The organism is Stenotrophomonas sp. 05L414_2, from assembly GCF_056397905.1.
Map to the genome: position 1 here is coordinate 1 of NZ_JBFTOJ010000105.1, position 17,925 is coordinate 17,925.

Genomic DNA, 17,925 nt, shown 5'->3' on the forward strand with positions numbered 1-17,925 from the left:
GCCAAGCCCCCAGGGATGGGTTTACGGCGTCCCCCGCTACCGGACCCACCCCGCCTACCCACGGATAGCCAGCTTTTGCCGTTGACGTTGACGTTGATTCGGCAGGTGCAGGGCTGCAAGCCCTGCCGAACACCCCTCAACGCCGGGGTGTCAGCTGCTCCAGCATCTCCCACGACTTCAACCCGCGCGCGCCCAGGTGATGGGCCAGCACCCGCCGCATCGGCAGGCGCAGGCTGGCCAGATCGGCTGCGCCCGGTTCGTCGTCGGTTGCCAGGGCCAATAGTGCCGAGCCGGTAGCCGCTGCGCGACGCTCGCCGCCACGCTCGCTGAGCAGGCGCTGCGGTCCTTCCTGCGGGTCCAGTTCATAGCGCGCCGCCGGGTCAATCGGCTGGCCATCGCTGGCGGTCTCCAGATCGAAACCCACGCCCAGCGCCGCCAGCAGCTCGCGTTCGAAACGGCGCAGGGTCCAGGCCAATCCGGCCCCCACGGCCAGGCGCGCACGCGCCTCACCAAAGGCCAGGTACAACTCCGGCAGCGGGTCATGGCGCGGTGCCAGGCGCAGGGTCAACTCGCTGAGATAGAACCCGGCCAGCATGGCCTGGCCGAGCAGGCGCGGCGCCACATCCAGCGCTTCAGCACCGCGCAGCTGGGCCAGTTCGCCACGCTGCAGCGCGCTGAAGCGGATCCACTGCAGTGGCTGCAGGGCCGCTCGCAGCACCTGGCCCTTGGCCGTGGAAACACCGCGCGCGAGCAGGCCGATCCGGCCGTGCTCGGCGCTCAATACCTCGACCAGCAGGCTGGTCTCGCGATAGGCCCGCGCATGCAGCACGAAGCCGGTGTCGTCCTCGATCAGCATCGAAGCGACCGTCGCGGCTTATTCGTAGCCGAAGGCCTTCAGCGCGGCCTCGTCATCGGACCAGCCCTCACGCACGCGCACCCAGGTTTCCRGGAACACCTTGGCACCGAACAGACGCTCCATCTGCAGGCGGGACTTGGCCCCGATCTCCTTCAGGCGGGTGCCGCCCTTGCCGATCACGATCGCCTTCTGGCCTTCGCGCTCGACCCAGATCACCGCACCGATGCGCAGCAGGTTGCCGTCCTCGGTGAAGCGCTCGATCTCCACCGTGGTGGCGTACGGCAGCTCTTCGCCCAACTGGCGCATCAGCTGTTCACGCACCAGTTCGCCGGCCAGGAAGCGCTGACTGCGGTCGGTGATCTCGTCTTCGCCGAACATCGGCGGGGCTTCCGGCAACAGCGCCAGCACGTCACGGACCAGGGCTTCCAGGCCGTTGCGCTTCTGCGCCGAAATCGGATGCACCGACGAGAAATCACGGCCGGCGGTCACTTCCTGCAGGAACGGCAGCAGTGCGCCCTTGTCCTTCATGCGGTCGATCTTGTTGACCACCAGCACCACCGGGATACCGGCGTCGCGCAGCACGTTGAAGGCCAGGCTGTCCTCTTCGTCCCAGCGACCGGCTTCGATCACCAGCAGGCCGGCGTCGACGCCTTCCAGCGAGCCGCGGGCAGCGCGGTTCATGACCCGGTTCATCGCCCGCTTCTGCACCTTGTGCAGGCCGGGCGTGTCGACCAGCACCAGCTGCCCTTCCGGGTAGGTGGCGATGCCCAGCAGGCGGTGACGGGTGGTCTGCGGCCGGTTGGACACGATGCTGACCTTGGCCCCGACCAAGGCATTGGTCAGGGTCGATTTGCCCACGTTGGGGCGGCCGATGACGGCCACGCTGCCGCAATGATGGGGAGTTTGTTCGCTCACTTGGAATCCAGTTGTTCAAGGACGGCCGCAGCCGCTTGTTGTTCGGCAATCCGCCGCGAGGAGCCTTCGCCCTCGGTGCTGGCGGCGGGGTCGGCTACGTTGCAGCGTACCCGGAAGTGTTTGGCGTGGTCGTCACCGGATTCTGACACCAGTTCGTACTGTGGCAACGCCTTCTGTCGGCCCTGCAGCCATTCCTGCAGGCGGGTCTTGGGGTCCTTCTCCGGTCGCCCGGTGGCCGGCAGCGCCTCCATCGAGGCGGCAAACCAGGGCAGGACCATCGCCCGGCAGGCTTCAAAACCCGCGTCCAGGTAGATCGCAGCAACCACGGCCTCGAATGCATCGGCCAGGGTCGAGTCACGGCGATGGCCGCCGGACTTCATTTCGCCGGGGCCCATCGTCAGCCGGTCACCCAGCTGCAGGGTCCGCGCGATCACCGCCAGCGCACCCTCGCGGACCAGCTCGGCGCGGGCGCGGGTCATCGCGCCTTCGTCCGCCTTGGGCCAGCGCAGGTACAACGCCTCGGCGACCATCATGTTGACGATGCTGTCGCCAAGGAACTCCAGCCGCTCGTTATGCGGCGCGCCGGCACTGCGATGGGTCAGCGCCTGCTTGAGCAGGTCTGGGTCGCGGAAGGCGTGACCGATCAGGTCTTCACGTTGGAAAGATTTATTCGGCACCGCTACGGGTCAGGTCCTGGGAAGAATCGAATTTGCCAACCACATCCAGGTTGCCGACCAGTTGGCGGCGCACTTCGTAGTTGACCTTGAGGGTCCAGCCATTGTCGCGACGGTCGAACTTGACGTTGGCCGGCTTCACGTTGTCCGAGTAGTTGATGTACAGCCGCTTGAARAACAGTTCCTGGATGTTGGCCGGCGCCATGCTGCCGATGCCCGGTTCCTTGGCCAGGCTCTTCATCGCCGAGCGCACCGCGTAATACTCCTGGTACATCGGGAACAGCTTCATGCCGATGTAGAGGAAGAAGCCAACCACGATCAGGACCGTCAGGAACGAGGTCAGGGTCATGCCGCGCTGCGTGTTCATCGTCTTCATTGCGTTCTCCCCAGATACGCGAGTGGATGTGAAGTCARTTGATGCTCGAGCCGATCCGCGACGGTTCGAAGCCGTCCTTGCAGAACCAGCCCTGGCAGTTCAGCCAGATCAGGAATGCCTTGCCGCGCAGGTTCTCTTCCGGCAGCAGGCCCCAGAAACGGCCGTCGTCGCTGTTGTCGCGATTGTCGCCCATCACCAGGTACTTGCCAGCCGGCACGGTCCACTGGCCCTGGCCACGCGGATAGTCGGTCTCCAGCACGGTGTGGGTGCGGCCCGGCAGGTGCTCGACCAGCAGGTTGGCGCCCTCACCCTGGCCCTTGTGGCCGGCATAGATCCCCTTGTTGTCGTACTTCAGCGGTTCGCCGTTGAGGATCACCCCGTCGCCTTCGAACACGACGGTGTCGCCCGGCACGCCGATCACGCGCTTGATGAAGTTCTCGCCCTTGGCCGGGTCGTTGTCGCCATGGCCGGGGAAGTGGAAGACCACCACGTCACCACGGGCCGGATCGCCGACCGGCACGAAGCGGGTGTTGGTGATCGGCAGGCGCAGGCCATAGGAGAACTTGTTGACCAGGATGAAATCGCCGATCAGCAGGTTCGGCATCATCGAGCTGGACGGGATCTTGTACGGCTCGGCGATGAAGCTGCGCACGATGAGCACGATCGCCAGCACCGGGAAGAACGCACGCGAGTAGTCCACCAGCACCGGCTCGGTGTCGAGCAGGCCGGCGCGCTGGGCGCGACGCTTGGCCAGGTACAGCTTGTCGGCCAGCAGGATCAGGCCGGAGGCCAGGGTCAGCACGACCAGGAGGATCTCAAACAGTTTCATTCAGGGTCCTTTGCAACGTCACCGGACGATCGGCCCGAAGGCCGGTTTCGGGGCTTATTTGTTGTCCATCTGCAGCACGGCCAGGAAGGCTTCCTGCGGAATTTCCACGCGGCCGACCTGCTTCATGCGCTTCTTGCCTTCCTTCTGCTTTTCCAGAAGCTTCTTCTTGCGCGAAACGTCGCCACCATAGCACTTGGCCAGAACGTTCTTGCGCATGGCCTTGACCGTGGTGCGCGAGATGATCTGCGAGCCGACGGCGGCCTGGATGGCCACGTCGAACTGCTGGCGCGGGATCAGGTCCTTCATCTTCTCGCACAGCTCGCGGCCACGACGATCGGCATGGCTGCGGTGCACGATCAGCGACAGCGCATCGACCTTGTCGCCATTGATCAGCACGTCCACGCGCACGAACGGACCGGCATCGAAGCGCACGAAGTGGTAGTCCAGCGAAGCATAGCCACGGCTGACCGACTTCAGCTTGTCGAAGAAGTCCAGCACCACTTCGGCCATCGGCAGCTCGTAGCTGATCTGCACCTGGCTGCCCAGGTAGTTGATGCCGAGCTGGCTGCCACGCTTTTCTTCGCACAGCTTGATGATGTTGCCGATGTACTCCTCGGGGGTGAGCACGTTGGCGCGGATGATCGGCTCGCGGATCTCCTGCACATGGTTCACCGGCGGCAGCTTGGCCGGGTTGTCCATGTTGATGATCGTGCCATCGGTCTTCAGGACTTCATACACCACCGTCGGCGCGGTGCTGATCAGGTCCAGGTTGTATTCGCGCTCCAGGCGCTCCTGCACGATTTCCATGTGCAGCATGCCGAGGAAGCCGCAACGGAAACCGAAGCCCATCGCTTCGGAGCTTTCCGGCTCGAAGCGCAGCGCGGCATCGTTCAGGCGCAGCTTGTCCAGCGCTTCGCGCAGGTCCGGGTAGTCCTCGGCATCGACCGGGAACAGGCCGGCGAACACGCGCGGCTGCATTTCCTGGAAGCCGGGCAGCGGCTTCGGTGCCGGATCGCCGGCCAGGGTCAGGGTGTCACCGACGGGCGCGCCGTGCACGTCCTTGATGCTGGCGGTGACCCAGCCCACTTCGCCCGCGCGCAGTGCCGGCAGCACCTTGCGCTTCGGGGTGAACACACCGACGTTGTCGACCTGGTGGTTGCGGCCGGTGGACATCACCTGCAGCTTGTCACCGGCCTTGATCTCGCCCTGCATCACGCGCACCAGCGAGACCACGCCCAGGTAGTTGTCGAACCACGAGTCGATGATCAGCGCCTGCAGCTTGTCGGTATCGCGCGGCACCGGCGGCGGAATGCGATGCACGATCGCTTCCAGCACGTCGACCACGTTCAGGCCGGTCTTGGCGCTGACCGGCACGGCGTCGCTGGCATCGATGCCGATCACGGCCTCGATCTCGGCCTTGGCGCGCTCGATATCGGCGGTGGGCAGGTCGATCTTGTTGATCACCGGCACCACTTCCAGCCCCTGCTCCACCGCGGTGTAGCAGTTGGCCACCGACTGCGCTTCCACGCCCTGGGCCGCATCGACCACCAGCAGCGCGCCCTCGCAGGCGGCCAGCGAGCGGCTGACTTCATAGGAGAAGTCGACGTGGCCGGGGGTGTCGATGAAGTTCAGGTGGTAGGTCTGGCCGTCCTTCGCCACGTACGGCAGCGACACCGACTGCGCCTTGATGGTGATGCCACGCTCGCGCTCGATCGGGTTGGAGTCGAGCACCTGCGCTTCCATCTCGCGGGCCTGGAGGCCGCCACAGAGCTGGATGATGCGATCGGCCAGCGTGGACTTGCCGTGGTCGACGTGGGCGATGATGGAGAAGTTGCGGATGTTCCGCATCGAATCAGAGGACATAGAGAGGTGGCGGCGGCGCGCGGCGTCGTCAGGGTAACGGTCGATTATCGCATGCCCGGAGGGCCGCCGCGTGGTTGGCCTGCCGGCACGGCCCCGGAATGGCCGAAGCCCCGCCAGGGCGGGGCTTCGGGGACACCACGAGGGCCGCCGTGAAGGCGGCCATCGGTTGTTACGGGCCGGCCTTGACCGCGACGAAGGCGCTGTTGCCGCTGCCGGTACGGACCAGCAGCATGACCACATCGCCCTTCTTATAGCCGGACAGCGCGCGGTTCAGGGCTTCAACGCTGCCGACCGGGGTACTGGCCACCTGCAGGATCACCATGCCCCCGGACAGGCCGGCATCACGGGCGCCCTCGCCCTTCACGGCGGTGATGCGGACACCTTCACCCGCCTCCAGGCCCAGCTGCTTGCGCTGCGGCGCAGTCAGGTCGGCAACGTCCAACCCCAGCAGGGCATTGGCGCCGGCCTGCGGAGCCGCCGTGTCATTGCCTGCGGACGGGCTGCGGCCATTGCCCTGCGCGTCCTCGGCCAGAGCGGTCAGGGTCGCGCTCAGGTCACGCGGCTTGCCATCGCGGATCACGCCCAGGGTGACGCGGCTGCCCGGTGCCATCGCACCGATCAGCGGCGGCAGATCGGACCAGCTGTTGACCGGCGCACCGTTCACCGTGCGGATCACGTCACCGATCTTGACCCCGGCCTTGGCCGCAGCGCTGTCCGGCACGATCTGGTTGACCAGCGCACCGCGGCTGTCGGGCAGGCCCATCGCCTGCGCCTTCAGGCCGTCGATTTCCTGCACCACCGCGCCGAGCTGGCCACGGGTGACCTTGCCGGTCTTCTTGATCTGCTCGACCGCGCTCATCGCCAGATCGATCGGGATCGCGAAGCTGATGCCCATGTAGCCACCCGAGGCCGAGAAGATCTGCGAATTGATGCCGACCACTTCACCACGGGTGTTCAGCAGCGGGCCGCCGGAATTACCCTGGTTGATCGCCACGTCGGTCTGGATGAACGGCACATAGCGCTGGTCCGGCCCACCGGTGTTGCGGCCGAGGGCACTGACCACGCCAGCGGTAACCGAGTGGTCGAGGCCGAACGGYGAGCCGATCGCGACAACCCACTGACCGGGCTTCAGGCTGTTGGAATCCCCCACGCGCACGGTCGGCAGGTTCTTGCCGTCGATCTTCAGCAGGGCGACGTCGTACTGCTGGTCGCTGCCGATCACCTTGGCGGTGAACTCGCGACGATCGCCGAGCTTGACCTTCACTTCGCTGGCGTCGGCGACCACGTGGTAATTGGTCAGCACGTAGCCGTCAGGCGAAATGATGAAGCCCGAGCCCATGCCGCGGCCCTTGATGCTGGGGCCGCCGTCCTGCCCGCCAGGGCCCTGCCCGGGCATCGGGAAATCCGGGCCGAAGAAGCGGCGGAAGAACTCGGGCATCTCGTCATCACCCGGGCCCATGCCGCCCCGGGCCTGGCGGTTGCTGCGGACGATGGTGGTGTCGACGTTGACCACACCGGGGCCGACCTGCTCAACCAGGTTGGTGAAGTCAGGCAGACCGCTGACCAACGGCTGCGCCGGTGCGCGTGGGGCCGCAGCGGCGGCGGCGGCCTGCGGCTGGGCGGCAGGCGCCGCCGGTTGGGCACAGGCCACCAGCGGCAGGGTCAGGGCGAACAGGCCAATGGCATGCGTGCGGAGTCGGGGAGTCATCGGACGGCAACCTCCGGGTCGGATGGAAAGGGAAAGAAGCGCCCCGCCGACGGCGGGGCGTGGAACGGTACCCGGCTCAGTCGCGCGGGCGTTGCGACGCCGGCAGGTCGTCCTGCAGGCGTGGCTCGAACGGATAGAACGCAGCGCCACCGGCATGGGCCGGGAAACTGGCATTGAGGGCGCCACCGGCGGCGGGCGCCAGGCTGGAGCGCGGCCACGGCCGTGCCTGCAGGTTGCCGACCTCGCCAAAGGGCAGATTGCGCGCGCTACCGGCGGGCATGGTCGGGGTCAGCGGCGCCTGGCTGGCAACCGCGCGCAGCGGTACGTCATCGCGCTGGGCCACGCGTGCGGCCTGCTGGCTGCGGGTGGCGCTGGCGCGGCGCACATCCTGGCGACGGCTGGCGGCGGCCATGGCCACCGCCGGCACGCTGGCCACGGCCATCGCAGCAGTGTCCACAGACGCCTCGGTGACGGCAGCCGGTTGCTCCGATGCCGGCGGCAACTGCGCCTGGCTGGCGATCACCTGCGGTGCGGAGACATCCACCGGCGGCGCCTCCTGCAGTTTTTCGCGGCCGACGAACAGCGCTACGGCGGCAACCGAAGCGGCCAGCGCACCGCCGCCCCATGCACGCCAACCACTACGGCGGGCCTGACGCTTCGGCTCGGCCAGCGGTGCGGGCTCGGCGGCGATGGCGGCAGCCACGGCGGCGCTGAAACCGGCCGGTGCCAGCAGCGACGCCTGGCCGCGCATGACATCACCCAGCAGCTGCCAGCGTTCCTGGCAGCCAGCCAGTTCCGGATCGTGTTCCATGCGGCGCACCAGGAAGCGCGCCTCGTCTGCCCCCAGCTCGCCGTCGACCAGCGCCGACAACTGCTGGCGATGGCGTTCGTCCAGGCGTTGCCCGGCGGGAGACTGGTGGTTGTGCGATTCGTTGTTCGGAATGCGGGTCATATACGGCTCTTCTCGCGGGTGGCACTGCCGATGTCCAGCAGCGGCCGGAGTTCGGTGTCGATCGCCTCGCGCGCCCGGAAGATCCGTGAACGCACGGTGCCGATCGGGCACCCCATCTTCTGCGCGATTTCCTCGTAGCTCAGGCCTTCCACCTCGCGCAGGGTGATCGCCGACCGGAGTTCTTCCGGCAGCGCGTTGACGGCCTTCATCACCGTCTGTTCCAGTTCCTGGCGCATCAACTCGCGCTCGGGCGTATCGGTGTCGCGCAGGCGCGTGCCGCTGTCGAACTGCTCGGCGTCGCCGATGTCGATGTCATCGGTCGGCGGGCGGCGATTGTGCGAAGCCAGGTGGTTTTTGGCGGTGTTCACGGCGATCCGATGCAACCAGGTTGAGAACTGGGCGTCGCCGCGGAAGCTTCCAATCGCACGGTACGCACGGATGAAAGTGTCCTGGGCCACGTCCTGACATTCACTCCAGTCGGCGATGTAGCGACCGACCAGGGCCACGACCCGATGCTGGTACTTGCGCACCAGGACATCGAAGGCGGCACTCTCGCCGTGCTGCACGCGCCGGACCAGTTCCAGATCCAGCTCCTGAGGTGTATCAACATCGGCCATGAGGGGCCGCACTCCTGTCAGCCCAACCGACGTCGGGCAATGAGACTGYCAATCCCGGGAAAAGTTCAGTCGCCGATCACCTGGCGCCGCACCAGCTTTTAACCACCGTTCCGTTAACGTTCCGGTCCAAGGCCTGCGATCCGGGGCGCCACACCCCTGCTATTGGGATTTGACGCGGGGGAAACAACCTCTGGATCATAGCCCCCTTCTCCATACACAACCGGATGGAACGTCCATGCTCTCAAGCTTCGATGGTCTCCGCTTCAGCCACTGGCACCCCGAGATCCGCGACGATGGCGTGGTGGTCCTCTCTCTGGATCGTCAGGACAGCAGTGTCAACGCAATGTCGCAGGATGTGCTGCTGGAGCTGGGCGACCTGCTGGAGCGCATCGCCATGGACCCACCGAAGGGCGTGGTGATCCAGTCCCTCAAGAAGGCAGGCTTCATCGCCGGTGCCGACCTGAAGGAGTTCCAGGAGTTCGATCGCCGCGGCACCGTCAACGACGCCATCCGCCGCGGCCAGTCGACCTACCAGAAGCTGGCAGAACTGCCCTGCCCGACCGTGGCCGCCATCCATGGCCATTGCCTGGGCGGCGGTACCGAGCTGGCCCTGGCCTGCCGTTATCGCGTTGCATCCAATGACAGTTCCACCCGCATCGGCCTGCCGGAAACCCAACTGGGCATCTTCCCTGGCTGGGGTGGCAGCGCGCGCCTGCCGCAGCTGGTCGGCGCACCGGCGGCGATGGACATGATGCTGACCGGACGCACGCTGTCGGCCTCGGCCGCACGCGGCATCGGGCTGGTCGACAAGGTGGTGGCACCGGCCGTCGTGCTCGACACCGCCGTGGCGCTGGCACTGTCCGGCACCACCCGCCCGTTCAAGCAGCGTGCGCTGGCCTGGGCGACCAATACCTGGCCGGCACGCCAGCTGCTGGCCCCGCAGATGGTCAAGCAGGTCGCACGCAAGGCGAAGAAGGACCAGTACCCGGCGCCGTATGCGTTGATCAGCACCTGGCAGCGCAGCGGCGGCAAGCCGGTGCAGGCACGCCTGGATGCCGAACGACGCGCCGTAGTGAAGCTGGCCAGCACGCCGACCGCGCGCAACCTGATCCGCATCTTCTTCCTCACCGAACGCCTGAAGGGCCTGGGCGGTGGCGATTCCGGCATCCGCCACGTGCACGTGGTCGGTGCTGGCGTGATGGGCGGTGACATTGCTGCGTGGGCCGCCTACAAGGGTTTTGAAGTGACCCTGCAGGACCGCGAGCAGCGCTTCATCGACCCGGCCATGGAGCGTGCGCAGGCACTGTTCGCCAAGAAGGTGCGTGACGAGAGCAAGCGTCCGGCCGTCGCCGCGCGCCTGCGTGCGGACCTGGAAGGCAATGGCGTGGCGCAGGCCGATCTGGTCATCGAAGCGATCATCGAGAACCCGGAAGCCAAGCGTGCGCTGTACCAGACGCTGGAGCCGAAGATGAAGCTCGACGCGTTGCTGACCACCAACACCTCGTCGATTCCGCTGGTGGAGCTGCGCGATCACATCCAGCGCCCGGCGCAGTTCGCCGGCCTGCATTACTTCAACCCGGTGGCCCAGATGCCGTTGGTGGAGATCATCCATCACGACGGCATGGCGGCCGAAACCGAGCGTCGCCTGGCAGCCTTCTGCAAGGCGCTGGGCAAGTTCCCGGTGCCGGTGGCCGGCACGCCCGGCTTCTTGGTCAACCGCGTGCTGTTCCCGTACATGCTGGAAGCGGCCACCGCATACGCTGAAGGCATTCCGGGCCCGGTGATCGACAAGGCGGCGGTGAAGTTCGGCATGCCGATGGGCCCGATCGAACTGATCGACACCGTAGGCCTGGACGTGGCCGCTGGCGTGGGCAAGGAACTGGCCCCGTTCCTGGGCCTGCAGATTCCGGCGGCGCTGCAGACGGTGGAACCGGACAAGCGCGGCAAGAAGGATGGCCAAGGCATCTACACCTGGGAGAACGGCCGGGCCAAGAAGCCGGACGTGGCGCGCGACTATCAGGCGCCTGCCGATCTGGAAGATCGCCTGATCCTGCCGTTGTTGAACGAGGCGGTGGCGTGCCTGCACGAAGGAGTGGTGGCCGACGCGGACCTGCTGGACGCGGGCGTGATCTTCGGTACCGGTTTCGCACCGTTCCGCGGCGGTCCGATCCAGCACATCCGTGCGGTGGGTGCCGATGCCATCGTGGAGCGCCTGAAGGCGCTGCAGCAGCGCCACGGTGATCGCTTCGCACCGCGCCCGGGCTGGGACAACCCGGTACTGCGCGAACCGGTGGTTTGATGTGATCAGCCGGGCCTGCGGCCCGGCACCCGCGTAGGCAACAGCAACAGCAACAGCCGAAGCCAGAGCCAGAGCCGGAGCAACAGCCGGCTCTGGCTTTTCTGTTTGTTGGGCGGGGGGGTGTGGGTTGGCAGGACACGCCGTAAACCCRTCCATGGGGGCTCGATGGCGCCATCCATGGCGCCAACGGTCCTGCAAGCCCACACCGCCCCACCYSTGACAGTTTCCCGGTGACGGTCGGTGACCTTCGGGAGCTGGTAGGTGTCGACCTTGGTCGACACGCTTGGTCCACGCCATGCGTGGATGCGAGCGAAGCGACCGGCGTTTGAGTTTGATTTTGATTTTCTTTTTTCTTCTCCGTGGCTGGACAGCACCCGGAAACCGTCAGAGGCCGGGCGGGTGGGTGGCGCAGGACCGTTGGCGCCATGGATGGCGCCATCGAGCCCCCATGGACGGGTTTACGGCGTGTCCTGCGCCACCCACCCGCCCGGCCAAGCGCGGCTTCTGCTTTTGCCTTCAGCGACCAACCCACAGCCACGAGGGGCTGCGCCGTTGGCTGGAACAACCTGTTACCCGGACGGGGAATGTCACCGCCACCACCACATGCGATGCTGACCGCCTTGATCCCTGCCAGCGAGAACGCCCGCATGACCACCATCATCGCCCCGCGCGTGCACGACATCGGCGGCCTGGAAGTGCGCCGCGCCGTGCCCACCCTGCAGGCCCGCAGCATCGGTTCGTTCGTGTTCGTCGACCAGATGGGCCCGGCACTCATGCACCCCGGTACCGCCATCGACGTGCGCCCGCACCCGCATATCGGCCTGGCCACCGTCACCTACCTCTGGTCCGGTGCCATCGGCCACCGCGATACGCTGGGCTCGGACCAGGTGATCCGTCCCGGTGACGTCAACTGGATGACCGCCGGCCGCGGCATCGCCCATTCCGAGCGCACGCCGCAACCGGACCGCGACCATGACAACCCGATCCACGGCATGCAGACCTGGGTTGCGTTGCCGAAGTCGCATGAGGAAATCGAACCGGCCTTCTACCACCATGCCGCCGCCACGCTGCCCGAGCAGCGCCGCAACGGCGCCTGGCTGCGCGTCATTGCCGGACGCGCCTATGGCGAGGAGTCGCCGGTCAAGGTGTTCGCCGACACGCTCAACGTGGCGATCGACCTGGACCCGGATGCGGAGATCGACATCGATGATGGCCACCGCGAACGTGCGCTGTACATCCTCGAGGGCCAAGCGCAGCTGGATAGTGTGGACATTCCCCCCCAGCACCTGGTGATTCCCGAAGCCGGTGCGCGCGGCCGCCTGCGGGCGAAGACGCCGGTGAAGGCGATGCTGTTCGGCGGCGAACCGCTGGATGGCCCGCGCCATCTGTGGTGGAACTTCGTGTCCAGTTCGAAGGAACGTATCGAGCAGGCCAAGCACGACTGGGAAGCCGGACGTTTCGGCACCATTCCCGGCGACGACAAGGAATTCATTCCCCTGCCCCAGTACTGAGCATCGCGTGTTGCACACATCCGAAGGTGTATCCCTGCACCCGGCGTTGACGCTACAGTCACCCGCTGATCACTGAAATGTGACATAAATCACACTTTAGACCGTCAAAGGAGTGCAACACATGAGCATGGGTAAACGCTTGTCCGCCGAGTTCCTCGGCACGTTCTGGCTGGTTCTGGGTGGCTGTGGCAGTGCGGTGCTGGCCGCCAAGTTCGGTGGCGACGGCAATCCGCTGGGTATCGGTTTCCTCGGCGTGGCCCTGGCCTTCGGCCTGACCGTGGTGACCGGCGCCTACGCGTTCGGACATATCTCCGGTGCGCACTTCAATCCAGCGGTCAGCGTGGGCCTGTGGGCCGGTGGGCGCTTCCCGACCCGGGATCTGGTGCCCTACATCATCGCGCAGGTGGCCGGCGGCCTGCTGGCCGGCTTCATCCTGCTGCAGATCGCCTCCGGTGCCAGCGGCTTCGCCATCGATGGCAGCCAGGCCGGCGCGTTCGCCAGCAACGGCTATGGCGCGCTGTCACCCGGCGGCTACAGCGTGGCGGCCGCGTTCCTGTGCGAAGTGGTGCTCACGGCGGTGTTCCTGATCGTGATCATGGGCGCGACCCATGGCAAGGCGCCGGCGGGCTTCGCGCCGCTGGCCATCGGCCTGGCCCTGACCCTGATCCACCTGATCAGCATTCCGGTGACCAATACGTCGGTGAACCCGGCCCGCTCCACGGCGGTGGCCTTCTTCGCCGGCAGTGGCGCAACCGGCCAGCTATGGCTGTTCTGGGTCGCCCCGCTGCTGGGCGGTGCGATCGGCGGCATCATCTACAAGTGGATCGGCAACGACCGCTGAGCCATGACCGTGCCATTGCGGCCGACCCTCGGCCGCAATGGTTACGGATGTAACCGCGATTTGTGCGATCGCTCACGTTCCGTTAAGGTCTGGTCATCCGCCCGTGCTTTCGCCGGGCAGGACGGCATCCGGGGATGGGATGCCTCGACCGCCGGTGTCACCGGCGGTGCCAACGACACGCCACCTTGGGGGATGCATGAAGTTCGCGCCTGTTGTTCTGTCGAGCCTGTTGTTCGTTGCGGCGTCTGCCTGCGCGCAGGCCCCGGTCGACTGTCCTTCGTTGCCCGCCAGCAGCGGCCTGCAATGGCAGCAGCAGGCACAGTCCGGCTTCCTGGTCTGCCGCGCGGCCACCAGTGACGGGCGCGAAGTACTGAGCCTGATGCTCAGCCAGCGCGATCCGGGCATTCCGCTGACCCGCTCGCTGCGCCAGGAAAAAGGCAGCTTTGCCGGTGAATCGATGTACTGGTACCAGCCGGATCTGGGCGGCCAGCAGCCGCCGGGCTATGCCGAGCGCCGCATCAGCGTGGTCAAGCTGGACAAGGGCCGCTACGCGCAGATCGCGCTGTATCCCGACAGTTCCCAGGAACTGGGCACGCTGCAGCAGCTTGCGCAGGGCATGAACCTGACGCCCTCTGCCGTGGCCGACGGCCGCTGAGGCGCTGCGGGGATGACTGCCTGGCAGCATTCCCGCACTTCCACCCGATCCATCGGTAGCGCCGGGCCATGCCCGGCGGCTTTCGGCCGTGTCGGCTCTTCTGGACCTGGACATCCGCCGGGCATGGCCCGGCGCTACCAATGTGCTGTGGGCATGACCCGGCGCTACCGATGCGCTGTGGGCATGGCCCGCAGCGCGACCTCAGAACCTGCCTTCCTGGAAATCGACGAAGGCCTGCATCAATTCCTCGCGGGTGTTCATCACGAACGGGCCATGCCGCATCACCGGCTCGCGCAACGGACGACCCGCCACCAGGATCAACCGCGCACCGTCGCTGCCTGCCGACAGATGCAGCTGCTCGCCGCCGCCCAGCACCGCCAGTTCCTGCCGCGCCACGTCGCGCGCCGCATCCTGCTCGCCCACCGTCAACCCGCCTTCGAACACATAGACGAACGCGTTGTGGCCTTCGGGCAGGGAGTAGGTCCAGGCACGATCGGCCTCCAGTGCAATGTCCAGATACAGCGGATCGGTGGCTGGCTGCGCGATCGGCCCCGCCGTGCCCTCGACCGTGCCAGCGATCACCTTGACCTGCACGCCTTCGGCCGGCTGCACCACCGGGATCTTTTCGGGAGCGAATTCCTGGTACTTCGGCGCGGTCATCTTGTCGCGCGCCGGCAGGTTCACCCACAGCTGGAAGCCGCGCATCTGCCCGCTTTCCTGCTCGGGCATCTCCGAATGCACCAGGCCACGGCCGGCCGTCATCCACTGCACGCTGCCGGGGGTCAGCAGGCCCTCGTTGCCGTGATTGTCGCGATGCCGCATGCGGCCATCGAGCATGTAGGTGACGGTCTCGAAACCACGATGCGGATGCTCGGGGAAACCGGCGATGTAGTCCTCGGCGCGATCGGTACCGAATTCGTCGAGCAGCAGGAACGGATCGAGGTCGGGCAGCGAGGGGCCGCCGATGACCCGGGTCAGGCGAACACCGGCACCGTCGGAGGTGGGCATGCCACGGATGGTACGCAGGACGCGGACCGGCTCGGGAAGGCTCATGGTGACTCCTGTTGGATGGATGCCGCTAAAAATGGACGCTGCAGCGCGCAACGCCAATGGATGCCGTCGCAACCGATTGTTCCATCCCTGGTGTTCGCCGCACGTCATGTCCGCACGCCGGCACCGCCTGCGTTGTCGGCTGCGAAGGAACATCGCCACCTGCCACACCCATGTACGACCAAAGTACTACCGCCGAATGGTCCCGTGCACATTGACCCTGCCAGGGGCACGCGGGACTCTTTGCCTGTCTTTCCGGGAGAGAGCACCTCATGAAAGGTTTTTCCAAAATAGGCTGGGCGGCCCTCGCCCTGCTCGGCGCGTTCTGCCTGGGCACGGTGGCGCTGCGGCGCGGTGAGCACATCAACGCGTTGTGGATCGTGGTCGCGGCGGTATCGCTGTACCTGGTTGCCTACCGCTTCTACAGCCTGTTCATCGCCGACAAGGTGATGCAGCTCGATCCGACCCGGGCCACCCCGGCGGTGATCAACAACGATGGCCTGGACTACGTACCGACCAACAAGCACGTGCTGTTCGGCCACCACTTCGCCGCCATTGCCGGTGCCGGCCCACTGGTCGGCCCGGTGCTGGCCGCGCAGATGGGCTACCTGCCCGGCCTGCTGTGGCTGGTGGTCGGCGTGGTGCTGGCCGGTGCGGTGCAGGACTTCATGGTTCTGTTCCTGTCCAGCCGCCGCAACGGCCGTTCACTGGGTGACCTGGTGCGCGAGGAAATGGGCCAGGTGCCCGGCACCATCGCGTTGTTCGGTGCCTTCCTGATCATGATCATCATCCTGGCCGTGCTGGCGATGGTGGTGGTCAAGGCACTGGCGGAAAGCCCGTGGGGCATGTTCACGGTGATCGCGACGATGCCCATCGCGATCCTGATGGGCGTCTACATGCGCTACATCCGGCCGGGCAAGATCGGTGAGATCTCGGTGGTGGGCCTGGTGCTGCTRCTCGCCGCGATCTGGTTCGGTGGCAAGGTGGCGGCAGACCCGACCTGGGGCCCGGCGTTCACCTTCACCGGCACCCAGATTACCTGGATGCTGATCGGCTACGGTTTCGTCGCCTCGGTGCTGCCGGTCTGGCTGCTGCTGGCACCGCGCGACTACCTGTCGACCTTCCTGAAGATCGGCACGATCATCGCGCTGGCCATCGGCATCCTGGTGGTGATGCCGGAACTGAAGATGCCGGCGCTGACCCAGTTCGCGGCCAGCGGCGACGGCCCGGTGTGGAAAGGCGGCATGTTCCCGTTCCTGTTCATCACCATCGCCTGCGGCGCGGTGTCGGGTTTCCATGCACTGATCTCCTCGGGCACTACGCCCAAGCTGCTGGCCAATGAAGCGCACATGCGCTACATCGGCTACGGCGGCATGCTGATGGAATCGTTCGTGGCAGTGATGGCGCTGGTGGCGGCCTCGATCATCGATCCGGGCATCTACTTCGCGATGAACAGCCCAGCGGCGGTGATCGGTGCCGATGCCGCATCGGCCGCACACTACATCACCAATACCTGGGGCTTCACCATCACCCCCGAACAGCTGACCGCCACGGCGGCAGCGATCGGTGAGCCGACCATCCTGCATCGTGCCGGTGGTGCACCCACCCTGGCGGTGGGCATCGCGCAGATCCTGCATGAGGCGATCCCCAGCAGCAGCGACGCGATGATGGCGTTCTGGTACCACTTCGCCATCCTGTTCGAAGCACTGTTCATCCTCACCGCGGTGGATGCGGGCACACGTGCCGGTCGTTTCATGCTGCAGGACCTGCTCGGCAATTTCGTGCCGGCGCTGAAGAAGACCGAGTCGTGGACCGCCAACATCATCGGCACTGCCGGCTGCGTGGCGCTGTGGGGCTACCTGCTGTACACCGGCGTGGTCGATCCGTTCGGCGGCATCCAGACGTTGTGGCCGTTGTTCGGCATCTCCAACCAGATGCTGGCGGGCATCGCGCTGATGCTGGGTACGGTGGTGCTGTTCAAGATGAAGCGTGACCGCTACGCGTGGGTCACCGCGGTGCCGGCGGTGTGGCTGCTGATCTGCACCACCTATGCCGGTTTCATCAAGATCTTCGACAGCAACCCGGCGCAGGGTTTCCTGGCACAGGCACACAAGTTCCAGGACGCGTTGGCCAGCGGCACCATCACCGCACCGGCGAAGTCGGTCGCACAGATGCAGCAGATCGTGGTCAACGCCTACGTCAACACCGGCTTGACCGCGCTGTTCCTGCTGGTGGTGGCGTCGGTGCTGGTGTATTCGATCAAGACGATCGTGGCGGCGCGCCGCAATCCGCAGCGCAGCGACCGCGAGACCCCGTACGTGGCGCTGAAGCCGCATGAAATGGTGGACCTGTAATGAGTACACAACTGGTTCCGGTGGGGCAGTACCAGGCGCATCGCCGGATCTGGCGACGCCTGGTGCAGACGGCACGGCTGTGCTGCGGCATTCCCGACTACGACAACTATGTGCGGCATGTGCGGGAGAAGCATCCGGACCGCGAGCCGATGGACTACAAGACGTTCTTCCGCGAGCGGCAGGAAGCGCGGTATGGCGGGCGCAACGGTGGTCGCTGCTGTTGAGGTTCCCGGTGGGTGCCGGGCTTGCAGCCCGGCGCCCGCAGAGGCAACGGCAACATCAACTGCAACCGCAACTGCTGGAGCGTCGGCTCTGGGGTTCTGTGGGTTTGGCGGGGCGGTGTGGGCTTGCAGGACACGCCGTAAACCCGTCCATGGGGGCTCGATGGCGCCATCCATGGCGCCAACGGTCCTGCAAGCCCACAC

16 protein-coding genes are annotated in these 17,925 nt (G+C 66.3%); 6 read left to right on the plus strand and 10 right to left on the minus strand.

Annotation, left to right across the window (positions count from 1 at the left end; all coding sequences use genetic code 11):
• Positions 1 to 136: 136 nt before the first annotated feature.
• The 9 genes from recO to rpoE form a co-directional block, all read right to left on the minus strand.
• Positions 137 to 856 (minus strand): DNA repair protein RecO, encoded by a 720-nt coding sequence (gene recO / locus AC1DJN_RS14525; protein ID WP_442252306.1) that lies wholly within the window; start codon positions 854 to 856, stop codon positions 137 to 139.
• Between the two features lie 18 nt (positions 857 to 874).
• On the minus strand, positions 875 to 1,771 hold the full coding sequence (gene era, locus AC1DJN_RS14530) for a GTPase Era (RefSeq protein ID WP_478039366.1): 897 nt from the start codon (positions 1,769 to 1,771) through the stop codon (positions 875 to 877).
• Entirely contained in the window at positions 1,768 to 2,448 is a 681-nt protein-coding gene (gene rnc, locus AC1DJN_RS14535) for a ribonuclease III (protein WP_025877115.1), read from the minus strand. The genes era and rnc overlap by 4 nt, the downstream gene beginning before the upstream one ends.
• Positions 2,438 to 2,821 carry a DUF4845 domain-containing protein gene (locus AC1DJN_RS14540; protein ID WP_025877113.1) on the minus strand — a complete coding sequence of 128 codons (384 nt, stop codon included), beginning with the start codon at positions 2,819 to 2,821 and terminating at the stop codon, positions 2,438 to 2,440. The genes rnc and AC1DJN_RS14540 overlap by 11 nt, the downstream gene beginning before the upstream one ends.
• A gap of 34 nt (positions 2,822 to 2,855) precedes the next feature.
• Positions 2,856 to 3,650, minus strand: coding sequence for a signal peptidase I (lepB, locus tag AC1DJN_RS14545; RefSeq protein ID WP_025877111.1), 795 nt, complete (start codon positions 3,648 to 3,650; stop codon positions 2,856 to 2,858).
• Between the two features lie 54 nt (positions 3,651 to 3,704).
• Entirely contained in the window at positions 3,705 to 5,498 is a 1,794-nt protein-coding gene (lepA, locus tag AC1DJN_RS14550) for a translation elongation factor 4 (RefSeq protein ID WP_080148860.1), read from the minus strand.
• 184 nt (positions 5,499 to 5,682) lie between these two features.
• Positions 5,683 to 7,221 carry a DegQ family serine endoprotease gene (locus AC1DJN_RS14555; protein ID WP_442252308.1) on the minus strand — a complete coding sequence of 513 codons (1,539 nt, stop codon included), beginning with the start codon at positions 7,219 to 7,221 and terminating at the stop codon, positions 5,683 to 5,685.
• 76 nt (positions 7,222 to 7,297) lie between these two features.
• Entirely contained in the window at positions 7,298 to 8,173 is an 876-nt protein-coding gene (locus AC1DJN_RS14560; RefSeq protein ID WP_025877105.1) for a sigma-E factor negative regulatory protein, read from the minus strand.
• The gene (gene rpoE / locus AC1DJN_RS14565) at positions 8,170 to 8,790 is read right to left on the minus strand and encodes an RNA polymerase sigma factor RpoE (protein ID WP_025877103.1); all 621 of its coding nucleotides are present in this window, start codon (positions 8,788 to 8,790) and stop codon (positions 8,170 to 8,172) included. Before rpoE ends, AC1DJN_RS14560 begins: the two co-directional genes overlap by 4 nt.
• Before the next feature lie 235 nt (positions 8,791 to 9,025).
• On the opposite strand from rpoE, the gene AC1DJN_RS14570 reads away from it, so the two are divergent.
• The 4 genes from AC1DJN_RS14570 (at position 9,026) to AC1DJN_RS14585 (ending at position 14,096) form a co-directional block, all read left to right on the plus strand.
• Positions 9,026 to 11,089: a 3-hydroxyacyl-CoA dehydrogenase NAD-binding domain-containing protein gene (locus tag AC1DJN_RS14570; RefSeq protein ID WP_025877101.1), complete on the plus strand. Its 2,064-nt coding sequence runs from the start codon at positions 9,026 to 9,028 to the stop codon at positions 11,087 to 11,089.
• Positions 11,090 to 11,736: 647 nt separating this feature from the next.
• On the plus strand, positions 11,737 to 12,600 hold the full coding sequence (locus tag AC1DJN_RS14575) for a pirin family protein (RefSeq protein WP_442252312.1): 864 nt from the start codon (positions 11,737 to 11,739) through the stop codon (positions 12,598 to 12,600).
• A gap of 121 nt (positions 12,601 to 12,721) precedes the next feature.
• Positions 12,722 to 13,441, plus strand: coding sequence for an aquaporin Z (gene aqpZ, locus AC1DJN_RS14580; protein WP_032951977.1), 720 nt, complete (start codon positions 12,722 to 12,724; stop codon positions 13,439 to 13,441).
• 196 nt (positions 13,442 to 13,637) lie between these two features.
• Complete coding sequence (locus AC1DJN_RS14585) at positions 13,638 to 14,096, plus strand: hypothetical protein (protein WP_025877096.1); 459 nt, start codon at positions 13,638 to 13,640, stop codon at positions 14,094 to 14,096.
• A 201-nt stretch (positions 14,097 to 14,297) separates the two neighbouring features.
• On the opposite strand, the gene AC1DJN_RS14590 is transcribed toward AC1DJN_RS14585, so the two are convergent.
• Complete coding sequence (locus AC1DJN_RS14590; RefSeq protein ID WP_032977239.1) at positions 14,298 to 15,149, minus strand: pirin family protein; 852 nt, start codon at positions 15,147 to 15,149, stop codon at positions 14,298 to 14,300.
• Positions 15,150 to 15,418: 269 nt separating this feature from the next.
• Between AC1DJN_RS14590 and AC1DJN_RS14595 the strand changes: the two genes are divergently transcribed.
• Both AC1DJN_RS14595 and AC1DJN_RS14600 read left to right on the plus strand, forming a co-directional pair.
• Complete coding sequence (locus tag AC1DJN_RS14595) at positions 15,419 to 17,500, plus strand: carbon starvation CstA family protein (RefSeq protein ID WP_025877093.1); 2,082 nt, start codon at positions 15,419 to 15,421, stop codon at positions 17,498 to 17,500.
• Positions 17,500 to 17,724 (plus strand): YbdD/YjiX family protein, encoded by a 225-nt coding sequence (locus tag AC1DJN_RS14600; RefSeq protein ID WP_025877091.1) that lies wholly within the window; start codon positions 17,500 to 17,502, stop codon positions 17,722 to 17,724. The genes AC1DJN_RS14595 and AC1DJN_RS14600 overlap by 1 nt, the downstream gene beginning before the upstream one ends.
• Positions 17,725 to 17,925: the final 201 nt, after the last annotated feature.

What these genes read in the sequence shown, in the direction of transcription:
- recO (WP_442252306.1), bottom strand. Translation starts at nt 856, where the DNA reads ATGCTGATCGAGGACGACACCGGCTTCGTGCTGCATGCGCGGGCCTAT.
- lepA (WP_080148860.1), bottom strand. Translation starts at nt 5,498, where the DNA reads ATGCGGAACATCCGCAACTTCTCCATCATCGCCCACGTCGACCACGGC.
- AC1DJN_RS14560 (WP_025877105.1), bottom strand. Translation starts at nt 8,173, where the DNA reads ATGACCCGCATTCCGAACAACGAATCGCACAACCACCAGTCTCCCGCC.
- rpoE (WP_025877103.1), bottom strand. Translation starts at nt 8,790, where the DNA reads ATGGCCGATGTTGATACACCTCAGGAGCTGGATCTGGAACTGGTCCGG.
- AC1DJN_RS14570 (WP_025877101.1), top strand. Translation starts at nt 9,026, where the DNA reads ATGCTCTCAAGCTTCGATGGTCTCCGCTTCAGCCACTGGCACCCCGAG.
- AC1DJN_RS14575 (WP_442252312.1), top strand. Translation starts at nt 11,737, where the DNA reads ATGACCACCATCATCGCCCCGCGCGTGCACGACATCGGCGGCCTGGAA.
- aqpZ (WP_032951977.1), top strand. Translation starts at nt 12,722, where the DNA reads ATGAGCATGGGTAAACGCTTGTCCGCCGAGTTCCTCGGCACGTTCTGG.
- AC1DJN_RS14585 (WP_025877096.1), top strand. Translation starts at nt 13,638, where the DNA reads ATGAAGTTCGCGCCTGTTGTTCTGTCGAGCCTGTTGTTCGTTGCGGCG.
- AC1DJN_RS14590 (WP_032977239.1), bottom strand. Translation starts at nt 15,149, where the DNA reads ATGAGCCTTCCCGAGCCGGTCCGCGTCCTGCGTACCATCCGTGGCATG.
- AC1DJN_RS14600 (WP_025877091.1), top strand. Translation starts at nt 17,500, where the DNA reads ATGAGTACACAACTGGTTCCGGTGGGGCAGTACCAGGCGCATCGCCGG.